The sequence below is a fragment of the Arthrobacter sp. MMS24-T111 genome (assembly GCF_054888995.1).
Window position 1 is genome coordinate 2052632 of the sequence record NZ_JBTZRO010000001.1, and the last position, 15828, is coordinate 2068459.

The following is a 15828-nucleotide window of genomic DNA, read 5'->3' on the forward strand; positions in this document are numbered from 1 at the left end:
CGGGGCATCAGGTACATGCATCATGCCTGCCTACTTGGCCGTATCAAATCTGGACGATTTGGCGGGGACCTTGGCTGCAAAGATGACTTGCTGCGATGAACCAGACACGAAAATTCCTTGCCCAGGCTCATACTTGGTCCACGGCCGGTGCTGAAGTGGAACCGAGAGCAGTGATGAGCCCTCGTCGACTTCCAACCGCGGGTTGGGTTGGAGAATTACGGTGGGATGGAAGTTTCCGATCTGATTGGGGCCCAGCCTTTGGTGAGGCATAAACGCCCAAACCAAAACTATCCGGTCTGAATCGAGCAATGCCTGTATGACGGAAGGCCATGATGCAGTGTTTGCTCTCTGGTTGACATCGTCGACAAATATCGCGAATCGCCCGCCTATCGAAATAACGTCGCGGGCTCTGAGCAACTTCAGGGCTTCTTCTGCCACGCTGTGAACGTTGTTTCGCACCTCGTTGATCTCTTCTTCGGCGATCACCACAAAGTCAGGGTCATTTCCTCGGATACTTGAAGAGAGGATCGCTACACGCCCGCCGCTGCTGCCACCTCTTAACTGCATTGCGATGGACCGGAGAAGTGATGACTTGCCGGATCTGGCATGGCCGGCCACCAGCAAGGGAGAACGCAGCAGGTCGACCGTAATTGGAGCGCCGGCGACGTCGTCAGTGCCTATGACAATTTCTGACCAGTCACACTCGAAGGTCTCAAGAAGAATGGAGATGTCGAGGGCTGCAGGCGCAACGATCGGCTGGTCGAGGTTTTTCAGCTCCATTGCACTTTGGTTACTTAGATCGTCAAAGAAGACTTGAACAAGGTCTCCATCGGTTGTATACCCGATGCCCGGTTGCCTTTCATCTACCGGCGTCCCGTACTTTTCGTAGTTCTCCCAGAGGCTGATTGTCGAACCTAGATCGGGCCCAATTTCCTGTCCAATACGCGCTACGGAGGACACTGAGAGGGCGAGCGCGATGCCGTAGTCGCGTCCGTAACGGACCAAGTCCCGAAACTTTTCAAACCAGATAACTGACCTCGAGGAACTCAGTAAGCTCGCTAGCCGCTCATAACCATCGATCAGGAGTACTACCTGCGGCTCTGAACGTGTGCCTGGCCGCATATTCCGTGAGAGCACATGATGGAAGCGGTCGATAGTGCGGGTTACTTCTGTACTGTCCGAACATGAGACGAGATGCCATTCAAGGCCCATACTCCGAGCTCTTTCTGACAGTGACCCGCCCCCGTCGAGGACCACAACCTGCTTCCGGGTTGTCATAGTCCAGTTCCATCCGAGGCTTAGTAGAGAGGTAGTTTTACCACTTCTCGCCGGGCCTCCTACAACGATTACTCCACTTGAAAAGTCAGCGTGGAAGATGGACTGGTCCCCCTGCGCTGGACGATCACGAAGCCCCCATGGCACTGCCCGCATGTGGCTGTGACGTTCTGCTGCATTGCCGGACTCTGGCTGAGGCGTTGGTCGACGCACGACCTGCGTGAGTGGTGGCTGCAGTTTGACTACGTCTCTCAAGCTGCTCTTCTCTACGAAGGACCACACCTTGAGGACTCTTTCCAAGAGTTCTGCTATTTCAGTCTTTAGAGGTGGGCCCTCCGGGGACTGCGCCCTTGGAGCTGCCCCTAAGTAGTTCCCCTCCAGCTCCAGTTCCAGGGGTACCAGTTTGACGGTTCTGTCTCGCTTGCTCACACCCGCAGCGACAGGTGCCCCGGCGTATGCCGTCTGGAATTCAAGAATTTTTGCTGTCCCGTGCCGGAACAGAGCTCGACCTTGAAGGTGCTTTGGAATCGCTGCTGCTTCCGGGCGCCGGATGATGTTTTCCGACTCTTCGGCGCTAAGGGTTTGCAGCGCGATGCTGGCGTGCACATTCGCTCTAACGCTTCGATCGACCACGTCAGCCGAGGGGCTCTGGGTTGCCAAGACGAGGTGAATTCCCAAGGAACGGCCCCGCTGGGCAAGATCGAGTACCGGACGTTTGGCCCTGTCATCGGCATCTTTTACCAGTGTTGCGAATTCGTCAAAGATGACCACCAACCGAGGCAGCACCGTTTTGCCCTCACCAGCGGAACTGAGTCGGGCACGGTAGGTTTCGTAGTTGGCCGGATTGCCGCAGCCACGATAGATGTGCATTCTCCGTTGAATTTCTGAGCGCAAGAACGCAAGGGCGCGATCCACGTGAGGCCCGTCCAAATCAGTGACGTGACCCACAACATGGGGCAAATCCGCGAACATCTGGAATGTAGATCCGCCTTTGAAGTCCACGAGAAACAGTGCAACTTCGTCTGGGCTGTGGTGGCGCATGAGGGAAGCGACCAACGTTTGCAGTAACTCACTCTTGCCTGACCCCGTAGCGCCGCCGATCAGTGTGTGCGGCCCATGACTGACGAGGTCGAATTCAAAAACACCTTCCTCGGAAATTCCAAGGGGCACCACCAGTCTGTCGACGGCGGACCCTTTGGACCACACGACGTCTGTCACCGCCCCCAAGCTCGATAAGGGCACCTTCGTCGGGATGCTGGCGCTGGCTCCCGTCACGCGGGGATCGTACAGGGGAGCCAACCGCGACGAAACGCGAAATGCGTCTGTAAGTATGCGGTTGAAGACAACTTCCTGGGACAGCCCTTCGGTACTGTTCGCCAGGCTCGCCCTGATGGCATCCTCGGAGGAGTCAACATCGTTGGGGATGTGGAGCCATGAGGTCACCGACTTGCTGAGCAAAGGGCGTCCTGTTCCCAACCAAAGCAGATGTACTGCGCCTTTAGAGGCTTCCAGCACCTCTTGTAACAGGCCCTGGTCTAATTCCGCAGATTCATGCACTACAAGAACAGCGTGATGGCGTAAATTCTCCGGAGTGCGTTCCTCTCGCTCCGCGGATAACAATTCGAGGAGCGAGCGGAGAAACGCGTTGCCGGCTTCACTTCCCCTGGTGATTCGGGTAGCAGGCATTAGGCGCGATCCAGATCGAACGTGAGGAAGCCATTTCATCCACTCAATAAGTTCGCTTGCCTGTGTGCTTCGTGGCCCCAGAAGTGCAATGGCCAAGACGCCGGGCGAATGGGAGCAAACTAGCTGAAGGATTGCGTCCGTGACCGATGCCCGGACTTGACTCCAGGGGCCGATGATGCCGTAGTTTTGCTCGGATAGGTTTACGAGCGCTGGAACATCTCTGAGATTCGGCCGTACATACTCTCGCGTGATAATCCGGTGCGCATTCCCGGCCAAGCGGCGAAACTCCCCATCCTTGATGTCCACTCCCGGCGCCAGTTCTATCTGATACCTGCTCAGCGGCTCGATATCCCCAACACGAATCTGCAGGAAGTCGGGGTCTGTGTGGTCTCGTACCCACAAGCCGCTGAGTCGACGGTAAGCCTGGAGCGTCCAGTATTCCGTCGGGGGCGCCTGGATCCGGAGCTTCATTTCTTCAACCCCAGCAAATTCGGTGAGCTTCTCAAAGGCTTCACCGCTGGTTTTCAGCCATTCGCTGGTTGAATTTTCATGTTCCCTCTGCTGACGTTTGGAAGCTGATCGCCACGTCCACCAGATCGGTATCGCCACCAGCGGGCTGATGAGAACGAAGGCCCAATAGCCAGAAAAAACAGCGAGGCCTGCGGCCATAACCAGGCTCGTCAGGACCGGAACAAAATCGAGCTTGGGCGGCTCCGGAGCTTGGGGACGTTTGGCGATACGGCGGTAGCGCTCCGGCAGCGCTTCATGCCGAGGAAACCCCTGGCGTGCACTCGGCTCGAACTTGACCCTGCCGGACCTCGGATGCGCAGCAAGGCCTTCGTAGGAACGCATGGACAAAATGATCCGGGGATCGGTTTCGCCGTGACGGGTCAATTCAACAATTGCTCCAGGAGTCAGTTTGTGTTGCCCCGACTTGATCCTGTTCCCGCTTATGGATACAACGCCGACTTCGTCCGGAATGTCGACCAGTGCGTGCGACCCCATCGAGGTAAAACCGATTTCACTCGTGCCGAGTAACTGATCATCAACTATCACGTCAGCATCGAAAGAGAGCGCGCCGTAAGTGACGCGCCGGCCCAAAGGTAGCTTAACAACCCGCCCTTTTTGTGTACCCCTTTCATCCACTAAGTACAGGGCATCCGAGTCGGAGACATCGTTCAGCTCTTCATCTATGACAAGGTCTGATGCATTGCGGTCAACGCGTGGCTGAGTTCTGTCTTCAAAGAACAGGCAGCTTCCATCAGTCAGACCGCAGTGAATAAGACGTCCGGTCTCTGGAAGATATCCACCCCGCATGACGGTCACGCCAAGGTCAGTCTTGGTGCTCAGGCTCTCGTAGTAGAGGCCCATCCTCGAATGAGACTGAACCTCAAGCCACTCGGGGGGAACAACAGACGGATCCTGTTGCAGGGCTTCGATGAGGTCTCCGACCGTTGAATCGGCCAGGTAGGTGACGCGTCGGTCAACTGATACCGTGCCCGCTGCGCTTGATAGGTTGACGTCAAACCTAATGTTCAATTCGAGCACTTGCTGTCCATCGGATTCATGCTGCAGCAAGGGTTATCCAATCTGTATAGAGAAATCAGCTCCAACCAGAGCAGTAACGGTTAGTCGGCCAGTACGAACCACGATGGGATGTTTCCTGGCTCTCTCGGAAATCTCTCGAGTTCTTGCTGGAAGGTCAGTGCGCCGAGAGGAATTCGCCACAGTGGCTCACCATAGTTGAAATGCATGTCCAAATAGCCGGTTCGTTGCATGACTCCACTGACGCCGAACCAGGTTCCTTCACCAGGTTTGTACATTTTGTTTCGCATTGTTTGCAGGGCCAGCCAAAGCTCAACAGGTGCAGCGACCTCCTCGACGTCCCCGTTGCTGAGTCGGATGGATACGGAATCTTGTTCGCCGTACTTGCCGAGAAAGCGGGCGTGGAACGTGATCTCCGTCCAGTTGAGAGCGTCGGCAAGATCCATAAGAGCTCGCCCGGCGTCTTCTTGTTCGGTTCGAATGTCCATCATGGTTTTCGCTCGTTTCCGGGGCTTACTCGTTCAAGAACATTGCTGATAGGGATTTTCCACCATCAATCTTGTACTCAACGATAAATTGTGAGGGGCGCGCGCTTTCCGGGCTGTAGAGCATGCGTACCTTCACGTCAACGGTATGGGGCGGTGTCGCATTGACGAGGTTTTTCCACTGCGTTTCGAGAGCGGCGTAGGCGCCTCCGGGCTGATTCAGCTGCCTACTCATAGCGACCAAGTTGATTGAGTCCCCGGGGCCGCCGAACTGGGCAGCGAAGATGTGCCCCCCTTGGTCTCCCTCCAGCCGGTCAAATCCTCCCGCCGAACTCTGATAGTTTTCGTTCCGTCGAAGGTAATTCTCGCCAGGCTCAATGGTTCGCTCGATCCGGGCCCCAGCCTCGGTAACACGTCCTCTGCTGTCCGTGACGTAGACATACTTTCCGTCTACCAGATATGTCGAATTCGGTTCTGGGGTGCGGAGCGCGCTCGGCCACTGTTGGTATTTGCGTCCGGAACTTGCTTCCAATATTTCTTGGCCACGGCCGTCAAGCTTTACAAGCCCGATCCTTGAAGCCGCAGCATCCGCGGCGGCAGCTCCCCGGGCTCCCTTGGCGACAAGGCCAGCTAACTTCCCTCCAGCCAGCGACAGGAGAATCCCGGTTGCCATTTGTCCCATTGCAGTGGCAGGATCCTTCTTCCAAGCATCGACATCAATGATGCCCGTGAACATTTGACCCACCGTGCCCAGGGGGTCTACTCGGAAGGCGTGAGCCAGGCCGGTAAGAGTCTCAACGGGGTGGGTGGCGGCATGGACAACTTCGCCGACTGGCTCGCCCACTACCTTGTTGGTCGCGCCAACTAGCTCGTGGCCAAAAGCCGCCCACCACGCGCCGCTGTTGACGGCCACATCACTTGCGTAGTCTTCCGACATCGCAGTGGCAGCATCGACGGCGCCCTTGGAGTGCTCAATTTTGTTTATTACCGTACGTTCGATCCCCGTCATTCGTGACGTCAGGTAGGCAAATCGCTGTTCGTCGGCGCTGACGCCGAAGGAGAACTCCAGAGCTGGAGACTTGTTAATTAGCTGCTGCCGTTCCCGGGCGAGAAGGTCGTATTCTGAGCGAACGCTGACGAGGTAGGCAGCGACATTTCTCAATTGATCGCCTGCCTTAGCCAACGCGTCAGCCGCTCTATGGCACTTATTTGCAATCTTCTCGTTGAATCGGCGGACCTCGTCAGCAGCAACACTCTCCCATACTCCGGAGAACCCTTGTGCAATTGCGTTGTGCTGCTGAGCGGCATCGCGCGAACGGCGCTGGGCATCCTGCAGATAGTCTGCTGCATTCAAAAACCCACTAGTGGATGGAATCGTGCCAATAACTGCCATTGCTGGGCTACGAACCGCGGAACGCCGATGCGCCCGCCGAGTCGATCGCAGACACGGCGGACGCGTATTCCGTTATGAATTCAGACACTTTCTTCGACGAGTCTCGAACTCCAAGTAGGTCCATTGACCAGCAGGTATTCAACTTTGCGACGGCACTGACAAGTCCGGCATCGTATGGGCTCGCCGATAACTCCCTCGACAGTGCTGTCTGTGCCCTGTCGAGGTCGAGAGCAGCGGCGATGGGAAGTTCACTGGCGGCTGCTTGCTGATTGGCCAACACGTTGAGTTGGTCGGTGTTGACTATGAACACCTTCGGCTATTGCCTGAGTGCTGCGGCGCCCCGCTGGTTGACCTCTTCAAAGTTGTCGACGATCGTCGCAACAGTGTGTCCAAGTCCTTCCAAAGCAGCTGAAAGTTCTTTTTGGGCGCGTTGGTAGCGATCGTACGCATTGGTGTACTCGGAGGCAGCTTGTCCCGTCCAGACAGCCGATGGTTCCGCGCGGGCACTCAGTGATCCAAGGGCGGCCACTTGCTCTTGCGATCCGGCTTTGAGCGCGGCGGCCAAGCTTTTTGCGCCGTCGTAGTCGAGCGACAGATGACCCATTTTTCCTCCTAGTTTGGGACTGCTTGAATCCTCGCATTGGGGCGGCAACTGGACAATGACAGAAACAAAAAAGAATGGAATATTAAGTCCCTGCTCAGAAAAGCAGTTGAGAGTTTGGCCTGTTTCGGACCGAATGGCCCTAAAAGTTGATGCAAAATTGCGTTTACTCGCAGAATCTTGAGCTTCCGTTCCTATCACCCATCGCACTTCGATGAGGTGTCGGGACCTGACGACGGCGGCGTCTGCCTTTGTGGACCTCGGGTCGTCTCGAGTCTCGGAAGATTTGGGAGATACCCAAGGTCGGCTCACCAACCCCTGATTGTGGTGAAAATTGCCTTTCGTTGCCTCTGATTTGTAAGGTTCAGCTATGACTATGGGGAGAGCTATCACCAAAGCCGTCATTCCTGCTGCCGGATTGGGAACTCGCTTCCTGCCCGCCACCAAGGCAATGCCGAAGGAAATGTTGCCGGTGGTTGACCGCCCGGCCATCCAGTATGTGGTCGAGGAAGCGGTGGATGCCGGCCTCACTGACCTGCTGATGATCACGGGCCGTAACAAGCGTGCCCTGGAGGACCACTTCGACCGCGAGCCCGGACTGGAGGCCGCGCTGGAGGCCAAGGGGGACAAGGACAAGCTGGGCATGGTGGAGTACGCCTCCAACCTGGGTCCCATCCACTACGTCCGCCAGGGCGAGGCCAAGGGCCTGGGCCACGCTGTGCTCTGCGCCCAGCAGCACGTGGGGGATGAGCCTTTCGCCGTGCTCCTGGGTGATGACCTCATCGATGAGTCTGAGAACCTGCTGGGCACCATGATGGAGGTGCAGCAGAAGACCGGCGGATCCGTCATCGCCCTGATCGAGGTTGACCCCTCCCAGATCAGTGCCTACGGCTGCGCTGACATTTCCGTTGTTGAAGGCGAGGACTACGTCCGCGTCAACAGCCTTGTGGAGAAGCCGGCCGTCGCTGACGCACCGTCCAACCTTGCCGTGATCGGCCGCTACGTGCTGCACCACTCGGTGTTCGGCGTCCTGGAGAACACCGCTCCGGGCCGTGGCAATGAGATCCAGCTGACCGACGCCCTGCAGACCCTCGCAGCGGGCGAGGGCGAAGGCTCCGGCGTTTATGGTGTGGTCTTCAAGGGCCGCCGCTACGACACCGGCGACAAGCTGAGCTACCTCAAGGCCGTCATCACGCTGGCTTCGGAGCGCGTGGAGTTCGGCGAGGACCTGAAGACCTGGATGAAGGGCTTCGTCGGGTAGTCCTGGCGTTCTATTGTTTTTGGGAGGCCCGTTGCCGAATGGCGGCGGGCCTCCCTTTTTGCATGGCCAGGAGTGCCAGCAAGGCGCCGATGACAGCGCCTGACGTATTGGTCATGACATCTGACGGGCTTGCAAAGCGGCTGTGAAGAAACAGGAACTGTCCGAGTTCGATGCAGCCGGAGAGTAGCATTCCGAAAGCGCCGATTTGCCACCATTTCTTGCTGGGAAATGCCAGGGCGGCTACAAAACCGACAGGGAGAAATAGGCCAACGTTGGTGGATCGTTCCACAAAGTCGTAGTTAAACCAGAGGGGAATGCCGTGGTGGTGGAGGAAATTCAACACGATGGCGAGCTGCCCTGAGACGGGCTGGTCCACGGGGGTCGGCCAGAAAGCGACAAGCGCCAACGGAATCACCATGGCCGCGAGAATCAGCTGCCACAGCCGGTGGTTGGTGAGGATTCTCAAATGGGCCTCAGGACGTCCGTAGAAGGGCGAAGGCGGCAGTGGCCAGAGCGCAAGCCGCGAGGAGAACGAGAAGGGCGTAGCCGAGCACTTGTGGGCGGGGGAGCGGGATAGAAAAGTCGTATTTGCGTGGTGCCCTGCGCCAATGTCTCCCCATAGCCCTAATAGTTACCACAAAAGCGTTGGCGATTGAGCTTGGTGGAATCAAGGTTGCGGGAACCCGCAGCATCAACCTCAAAGCAAAAGGTGGGTGCATCTCCGTTTCCGGAGATGCACCCACCTTCTTTGGTGCTGAGGAGCTGCTGCGGTTAGGCGGCAACCTCAGCCTTGGCGCGGCGGCGAACCACCACAACGGAGGTTGCACCGGCGGCCAGTGCGCCTGCGCCCACCAGGGTCCACAGGATCAGGCCGGAGTCGGCGCCGGTGTTGGCCAGGCCGCCCGTGTTGGCCAGCGGAGCGCCGCCGGTGGTGCCGGCAACGGTGCTGCCGTTGCCGCCGGTGTTGGCCAGTGCAGCTGCCACGGTGACGGTGACGGGACCGACGGTCACACCGGAGGTGTTGCCCTTGGCGGTGATGCTGTAGGTGCCAGCTTCACTGATTGCCAGGGGGATGGAGATCTTCCCCTGGGCGTCAGCAGTGGCGCTGAGCGTCTGCGGGGCCTGGAAAACAGGAATTGCTGCGGAGACCGCGGTACCGCCAGCGTTTGCTGCGCCGGTAGTGGTCACAGTGATGGTGATGGTGACGGTCTCACCGGGAGCGAAGCCCTGTGCGGTGAAGACGAAGGTCTGGCCCGGTGCCGGCGTTCCGTCGGAGACACCAACTGCCGGCGGAAGTGCCGGGTAGGTTGCGGCCATGGCAGGCGCGGAACCAACGAGTGCGATTGAGCCCGCAAGTGCGAGTGCGGCGAGTGTTTTCTTCATGTGTGTCCCCCCGGAGACGTTTCAGTTTTGATTACCCGATTTTGGGGAAATGTCCCCTCCGCACGAGACCATGTGCAGAACTACGGATAGATATCCCAGATAGAAGGTACCATCCCGGATCGGTTGTAACCAACCTCAATCCAGTCGGTTTACATAGTGTTAACGCGACCGTCACTGGCCTTGATCACAGGACGCGTTTTCCGTCGGAAGGATAACGTCCTTTACAGGCTGGACCGTCGGTGTGACAACCACGTTAGGTTCCGTGTGCTGAACGATCTTCCCGAAAGTGAACTCCACCGTTTTGCTTTCGCCTGGCGCAAGCTGCTGGGCAACAACACCGACCGGCCTGTTCGCATGGATGTAGGGGGCAAAGGGCGTCATTTGCCCGTCAATTGAGGCTGACTCCACGTTCGCCTGAGCGGGCCCATAGGAAACGAGGTTAGTTTGCACTGTACCGGGAGGTACGCCGAAAGCACCTCCGCCCGTTACATATCTCGGGAGCGAGGTTGCTGCGTCTGAGGGTGCGGTGTTCGTACTTTTGATACGTACCGTCGTCTGTTCGTAGCCATCCCTCTGGCACTCTTTGATTAGCTGCACAGTGTGCGTGACGTAGTAATCCATTTTGGCGCCAGTACCGTCGTTAAAGTAGACGCCGAATTGGGCCGGCGAAATACTAGGCCCAGAAACAGAGCCGCTTAACGCGTATTTTGAAATTATGGACTGCTCAGACTTGTCAGCGGACCACACGAGGACACGGCCTTCTTGCGCCCCGCGTGTGATCCCACTGATGAGGCCCTTGGCTTCACCCTTGCCGCTAGAAAGGGCGGCGAAGATCTCTTTGGCCACTCCGGCGAAATAAGCGTCCTGAAGTTTTGGCTGTTGGATTTTTCCATAGACGTCTGAGAGCAAAGTTGCCACAACATTGTCACCGGTCAGCTTCGTTGGTAGGCCTGACGGCTTAATCGCCGCCACTTCGGGGCCGTCGACTGAAACCGGTCCCGTGGATTGGAGGATGTAGCTGAGAACGACAGGGTCAATGGAGATGACTCCATCTACTCGTTGACCGGTCTTCTTCTCCCACATCTCTCTAGCAGTTGCGGCAGCTGTGGGGAAATCCGGCGTCAAATTGACGTCCTGGATGTACTTGCCAAGCCTTGTTGAGAAGATTTGTTGCTGCTCTGGATCCACAGGCAAGCTGGGGTTCATAATTCCGATGTCGGCGGCACTTCCTTGTGCGCCGAGTGACAGTTTGCCGTGGTCAAGATTCAGGATGGCCAAGGCGCCGGGTATTCCTCCGGAAGCCCGGGCTTCGGCGTTGTTCTGAATTATGAGCAAAAAGCTCCTCTGTCCGTCGGCGCCGAGCATGGCTGGAGCTATGCTGGCAGCATCCGCAGCCGAACTCAGAGCTCCGACTACTTGCTTTAGTTCTGCATTCGCTTGTACCAGTGGAGTTGCAACTTGCGGCAGAAGCTGCGACGTGTCTATCCCTTGAAGCCTCTCGGAGGACACCTGCACCGCATACGAAGATGAAGCTACAGTTGGGGCGGCCGCCTTAATTGGTTCGAGGTTGGATCCGGCGCCCGAAGGCATCAGAGCGTCCCAATTCAAGGACTCGTATACATTGACCAATGGTGTTAGGCCGAGGACGGCGACGTCGTCTGTTGTGCGCGCCACTTCCGAAATGGCAGCAAGATTGGGTCCCAGCCATGGAAGTCCTGAGGCGACGGTCCATATGGGATCCTCTGCGTCGCTCCGTGCTTTGGACGTGTAGTCCCGCAGCTTCGCTACTGTGTCGGCAGCCGAATCCGCGTCCGATACGGCAATTTCCTGTTTAACTGTGGGACGAGATTCGATGCGGCTTCCAGGTTTGCCTTGACGGAAGTCGCTTTGAGACCTATCCATGCACTGCTCCCGCCTATCACCAGGACGAGAACGACAAGGGGGATGCCAGTTCTCAGAAGAAGGCGACGTCTCGAACGACGCCGCCGCTTAGTGGTGTCGGATTTTCCGAAGGCTCGCTTTGTCTGCTGCAATCCATCGTCATTCATATTCAAGGCCGACCCAGCCCTCGATACATCCAACCGGCTGCTCGCCATTTGGTGGCGTCCAGAACATTCCTACCGTCAAGTATTTTCGTTTGTGACACCAGCGTCGCTGTCTCGAATGGATCAAGGTCTTTGTATTCTCGCCATTCAGTTAGGAGCAAGAGTGCGTCCGCACGTCGAAGGGCAACATCCGTCGATTTTTCGTAATGCAACTCCGGAAATCTTCCAGCGGCGTTCTGGAGCGCTTCGGGATCCGTAACGGTCACTACGGCTCCCTGGAGTTGAAGTTGGGCAGCAATGCTCAGCGCGGGGGAATCCCTGACGTCGTCACTCTCAGGTTTGAATGCCGCTCCCAAAACTGTAATTCGTTGTCCCAAAAGCGAACCCCCACACATTGCCCGCGTAAGTTCCACGACTCGAGTCCGACGTCTCATATTGATGGCATCGACTTCTCGCAGGAAGGTTAGTGCCTGATCCGCACCTAGCTCGCCGGCACGTGCCATGAATGCGCGAATGTCTTTGGGAAGGCAGCCTCCACCAAATCCGATTCCGGCGTTCAAGAATTTGCGGCCAATTCTTTCATCCATACCGATGGCATCTGCCAGAAGTGTAACGTCGGCTCCCGCCGCATCACAGAGTTCCGCCATGGCATTTATGAATGAAATTTTTGTAGCAAGGAAGGAATTAGCAGCTGTCTTGACCAACTCAGCTGTCGGCAAGTCGGTAACAATTCGCGGCGTGCCAAAGTCCAGCTGACTAGCGTAGACAGCGTCCAACGTTTGAACGGCCTCATGTTCCTCCGACCCTCCTGCTACGCCGTAGACAAGCCGATCCGGACGGAGAGTATCTGAAACGGCGTGCCCCTCTCGCAAGAACTCTGGGTTCCACATCAAATGGGTGCTGGGTTCAGCCCGTTGTACGAGCTCCGCCAGGCGAGCTGCTGTACCAACGGGTACAGTTGATTTGCCGACGACAACATCGCCTGCCCCGAGATACGGAAGTAGTGCAAATGTAGCTGCATCGACGTAACTTAAATCCGCGGCATTTTCCCCCTGTTTTTGAGGCGTGCCGACGCAGATGAAATGCACTGCGCTTCCGGCTGCCGCGGCCATGTCGGATGTGAAAGAGAGGCGCCCAGTCGCTTGCACTTCCTGAAGGAGGTCTCCTAGCTCGGGCTCAAAGAAGGGGGCTTGTCCCTCCGAGAGTGCACGAATTTTGGCCTCGTCTACGTCGATGCCAACAACCTCGTGTCCCAGCTTTGCCATACAAGCCGCATGGACAGCACCGAGATAGCCGCAGCCGATTACTGATATTCGCATTACTTGTTCCTTCCCCGCAGGGTGGATGGCCAAAATGAGGGTGGTTTAGTACGCACCGGAACTGCCAAAGACTGCTCGGACAGTTCGCAGCAAGATGATGAGGTCACCGGCCAAGGACCAGTTCTCAACGTAATAGAGGTCGAGCCTTACAGAATCTTGCCAAGAGAGGTTGGACCTGCCGCTCACTTGCCAGAGACCTGTAAGGCCTGGTTTCACCAGTAGACGTCGACGAACGTCGTACTCGTATGACTGGACTTCACGCGGTAGTGGAGGTCGTGGACCTACTAGGCTCATCGAGCCCGCGAAGACGTTATACAACTGTGGGAGTTCGTCGAGACTGTATTTCCTTAAGACGCGTCCGAGCCGCGTCACTCGCGGGTCGTTCTTCATTTTAAAGAGCACGCCACTACCCTCATTTGACGCTTCGAGCGTGGATAACTGGGATTCTGCATTCTCGACCATGGAACGGAACTTCAACATGCGGAACGGGATCCCCTGAATCCCGACTCGCTCCTGCCTAAAAAATATGGGCCCACGACTGTCCAGCCTTACGAGAACGGCGACGAAAGACATGAGGGGAGCCGTGCAAAGGATCAGGAGGCCGGACATTGTTACATCAAATAGGCGTTTTGCTACACGCTGTCCACCCTCGAGTGTAGGTGTCGTGACGTGGATCAGCGGGAGACCCGCAACTTGCTGAGTGTGGATCCGCGGGCCGGCAATGTCGGTGAGGGCGGGCGCCATGATCAGACCGACGTTGCGAGCGGCGAGCTCCCAGCCCAAATGCCTCAGCGTTTGAGGATGCAGTTGAACGCCTGCAGAAACCGCGACAGCGTCCGCTTGACAAATATCTATCGCGGACAGAATCGAGGCCGCATCGGGACTGCAGCCTAGGACTGGAAGACCGCTAATTGAGTTCGAATGCAAATCGGATGAGTTACTCGGTGCATAGGCTGCGATCGGAACGTAGCCCGCATGCTTGGAACGCTGGAGCGATGAGGCTAAGTGGGTTATGGCACTAGGGCCTCCGAGTAACAACAGGGTGGACATGCTTCGTCCTCGGTTTCGGTCAAGAGTTAGATGCTGACGCAGCAGCCAACGTGAAATGAGCAAACCAATAAGACCCACCGGGAGGGCCACGCCGACGTAACCTCGGGCGGTGTCAATCCTCAGCACATAGGAAACGATCGCAATGAATCCAAACAACCATAACGACGCTGCCCCGACGCGCTTGTACTCGTCAGCTCCGGCGCCGAGAATACGGCTTTCGCGGCTACTCCAAGCACCAAGCATGGACCACCAGGTAATGACCAGGATGAAGGAAGTCGCCAAGTAGGCTGTGTCCTGGTTTTGGGTGCCCGGGTCGAGACCAAAGCGCAGTATGTAGGCACCCGCGACCGCCCACGTGATGACGAATGCATCGATCACCGCAAGCCGTCTGGCGTAGCGTGCTCTCCAGCTTTTGTTGCCCCCCACGGCTTCCCCATCTACTGCGACTAACTATCCGGGTCTACGACCCCGCGAGTAATCATAGCCTCGCCCCGTTGATGAACCTGACAGGTTGCTATTCCTGGACGGCACTGGGCGCTCGCCAGATCCCGTCAACTCGCTTCGTGATAGGCAAAGCCTCGTGGTCGCCCGCGGAGGTCAGTGGCTTACTTTTCTTCCGTTGACTCGGAAACGCTACTATTGCCGGGAGACCGGGCGCCGTAGCCTGAAGCAGGTGCATCTAAGGCTCTTGTTTGACCAGACCGCTCGTTAAGACCGCGCGGGTGGCGTCGTCGACAGGTCTATCACAAACTATCGATGTCCGTGGATATCCGGGGACGCCGAAATTACGCAGGGGGAAGTATGCCAAGGGCACTCATTACGGGTATAACGGGACAAGATGGGCTCTATCTATCGGAGCTCCTCCTTGCAAAAGGCTACGAAGTTTTCGGCTTGATTCGTGGTCAAAACAATCCCAAGAGGGATCTGGTTGCTGCCGTGGCGCCGGGAGTGAAACTTCTCCCCGGTGATTTGTCAGACGTTGCCGGACTGACTCGAGTCCTTAACGTTTCTGTTCCGGACGAGGTCTACAACCTTGGAGCAATTTCCTATGTTGCCTACTCCTGGGAAAATGCATCCTTGACCTCGGATGTTACGGGCAAGGGCGTCCTGAACATGCTCGAAGCCACACGGCAGTTTGCTGGCGATGACATTGACCGGGTCAAGTTCTATCAAGCGTCGTCGTCGGAGATGTTTGGGAAGGTTCAGCAGGTGCCTCAGAGCGAGAGCACGCTTCTTTGGCCGAGGTCACCGTACGGCGTAGCTAAGGTCTTCGGCCATTACATGACCATTAACTACCGCGAGTCCTACGGAATGCACGCTTCAAGCGGCATCCTTTTTAATCATGAGTCCCCCGCCGCGGACCAGAATTTGTAACCAGAAAGGTTACGCAGGCAGTGGCGAGGATCAAGCTAGGACTTCAGAACGAAATTGTGCTTGGCAATCTCGATGCAAAGCGTGACTGGGGTTTCGCCGGCGACTATGTCGAGGCCATGTGGCGAATGCTCCAACAGCCGGAAGCCGACGACTACGTAATCGCCACAGGGGAGACACACTCCATACGTGATCTGCTGAACGTTGCCTTCGAGGCTATCGGCATCGAAGACTGGGAGCCATACGTTCGACAGGATCCTCGCTTCATGCGTCCTGCTGAAGTTGACCTGTTGATAGGTGATCCTTCGAAGGCCAAGGCTGTTTTGGGCTGGAAGCCCCAGGTCGCGTTCCAAGAATTGATTCAGATGATGGTCGCAAGTGACCTCGCTGAACAATCTGCATTAGTTCGCTAGC

12 protein-coding genes are annotated in these 15828 nt (G+C 56.9%); 3 read left to right on the forward strand and 9 right to left on the reverse strand.

Annotated elements, in window-relative coordinates; translation table 11 throughout:
- Positions 1-30: 30 nt before the first annotated feature.
- From ACX5I6_RS09630 to ACX5I6_RS09645, 4 genes are all read right to left on the reverse strand, one after another.
- Positions 31-4539, reverse strand: coding sequence for an FtsK/SpoIIIE domain-containing protein (locus tag ACX5I6_RS09630; protein WP_461840318.1), 4509 nt, complete (start codon positions 4537-4539; stop codon positions 31-33).
- A gap of 50 nt (positions 4540-4589) precedes the next feature.
- Positions 4590-4994: a hypothetical protein gene (locus tag ACX5I6_RS09635; RefSeq protein ID WP_461840319.1), complete on the reverse strand. Its 405-nt coding sequence runs from the start codon at positions 4992-4994 to the stop codon at positions 4590-4592.
- 25 nt (positions 4995-5019) lie between these two features.
- Complete coding sequence (locus ACX5I6_RS09640; RefSeq protein WP_461840320.1) at positions 5020-6384, reverse strand: DNA/RNA non-specific endonuclease; 1365 nt, start codon at positions 6382-6384, stop codon at positions 5020-5022.
- A 316-nt stretch (positions 6385-6700) separates the two neighbouring features.
- The gene (locus ACX5I6_RS09645) at positions 6701-6988 is read right to left on the reverse strand and encodes a WXG100 family type VII secretion target (RefSeq protein ID WP_285247153.1); all 288 of its coding nucleotides are present in this window, start codon (positions 6986-6988) and stop codon (positions 6701-6703) included.
- A 367-nt stretch (positions 6989-7355) separates the two neighbouring features.
- Here ACX5I6_RS09645 and galU point away from each other — a divergent pair, with 367 nt between their 5' ends.
- Positions 7356-8246 carry a UTP--glucose-1-phosphate uridylyltransferase GalU gene (galU, locus tag ACX5I6_RS09650; RefSeq protein WP_461840321.1) on the forward strand — a complete coding sequence of 297 codons (891 nt, stop codon included), beginning with the start codon at positions 7356-7358 and terminating at the stop codon, positions 8244-8246.
- 10 nt (positions 8247-8256) lie between these two features.
- On the opposite strand, the gene ACX5I6_RS09655 is transcribed toward galU, so the two are convergent.
- The 5 genes from ACX5I6_RS09655 to ACX5I6_RS09675 all read right to left on the reverse strand — a co-directional run bounded on the left by ACX5I6_RS09655 (position 8257) and on the right by ACX5I6_RS09675 (position 14421).
- Complete coding sequence (locus ACX5I6_RS09655) at positions 8257-8712, reverse strand: VanZ family protein (protein WP_461840322.1); 456 nt, start codon at positions 8710-8712, stop codon at positions 8257-8259.
- A 305-nt stretch (positions 8713-9017) separates the two neighbouring features.
- Positions 9018-9629 (reverse strand): LPXTG cell wall anchor domain-containing protein, encoded by a 612-nt coding sequence (locus ACX5I6_RS09660; protein ID WP_461840323.1) that lies wholly within the window; start codon positions 9627-9629, stop codon positions 9018-9020.
- 171 nt (positions 9630-9800) lie between these two features.
- Positions 9801-11531, reverse strand: a complete 1731-nt coding sequence (locus tag ACX5I6_RS09665) for a DUF4012 domain-containing protein (protein WP_461840324.1) — start codon at positions 11529-11531, stop codon at positions 9801-9803.
- 148 nt (positions 11532-11679) lie between these two features.
- Positions 11680-12993: a UDP-glucose dehydrogenase family protein gene (locus ACX5I6_RS09670; protein ID WP_461840325.1), complete on the reverse strand. Its 1314-nt coding sequence runs from the start codon at positions 12991-12993 to the stop codon at positions 11680-11682.
- A gap of 45 nt (positions 12994-13038) precedes the next feature.
- Positions 13039-14421: a sugar transferase gene (locus ACX5I6_RS09675; protein WP_461840326.1), complete on the reverse strand. Its 1383-nt coding sequence runs from the start codon at positions 14419-14421 to the stop codon at positions 13039-13041.
- A 423-nt stretch (positions 14422-14844) separates the two neighbouring features.
- Here ACX5I6_RS09675 and ACX5I6_RS09680 point away from each other — a divergent pair, with 423 nt between their 5' ends.
- Together ACX5I6_RS09680 and ACX5I6_RS09685 are read left to right on the forward strand one after the other, a co-directional pair.
- On the forward strand, positions 14845-15417 hold the full coding sequence (locus tag ACX5I6_RS09680) for a GDP-mannose 4,6-dehydratase (protein WP_461840327.1): 573 nt from the start codon (positions 14845-14847) through the stop codon (positions 15415-15417).
- Between the two features lie 20 nt (positions 15418-15437).
- Entirely contained in the window at positions 15438-15827 is a 390-nt protein-coding gene (locus tag ACX5I6_RS09685; protein ID WP_461840328.1) for a GDP-mannose 4,6-dehydratase, read from the forward strand.
- The last annotated feature ends 1 nt before the right edge of the window (position 15828 follow it).

Bases quoted from the DNA above. Each gene is read 5' to 3' on its own strand.
- ACX5I6_RS09635 (WP_461840319.1), bottom strand. From the start codon at position 4,994: ATGGACATTCGAACCGAACAAGAAGACGCCGGGCGAGCTCTTATGGAT.
- ACX5I6_RS09640 (WP_461840320.1), bottom strand. From the start codon at position 6,384: ATGGCAGTTATTGGCACGATTCCATCCACTAGTGGGTTTTTGAATGCA.
- ACX5I6_RS09645 (WP_285247153.1), bottom strand. From the start codon at position 6,988: ATGGGTCATCTGTCGCTCGACTACGACGGCGCAAAAAGCTTGGCCGCC.
- galU (WP_461840321.1), top strand. From the start codon at position 7,356: ATGACTATGGGGAGAGCTATCACCAAAGCCGTCATTCCTGCTGCCGGA.
- ACX5I6_RS09660 (WP_461840323.1), bottom strand. From the start codon at position 9,629: ATGAAGAAAACACTCGCCGCACTCGCACTTGCGGGCTCAATCGCACTC.
- ACX5I6_RS09665 (WP_461840324.1), bottom strand. From the start codon at position 11,531: ATGGATAGGTCTCAAAGCGACTTCCGTCAAGGCAAACCTGGAAGCCGC.
- ACX5I6_RS09670 (WP_461840325.1), bottom strand. From the start codon at position 12,993: ATGCGAATATCAGTAATCGGCTGCGGCTATCTCGGTGCTGTCCATGCG.
- ACX5I6_RS09680 (WP_461840327.1), top strand. From the start codon at position 14,845: ATGCCAAGGGCACTCATTACGGGTATAACGGGACAAGATGGGCTCTAT.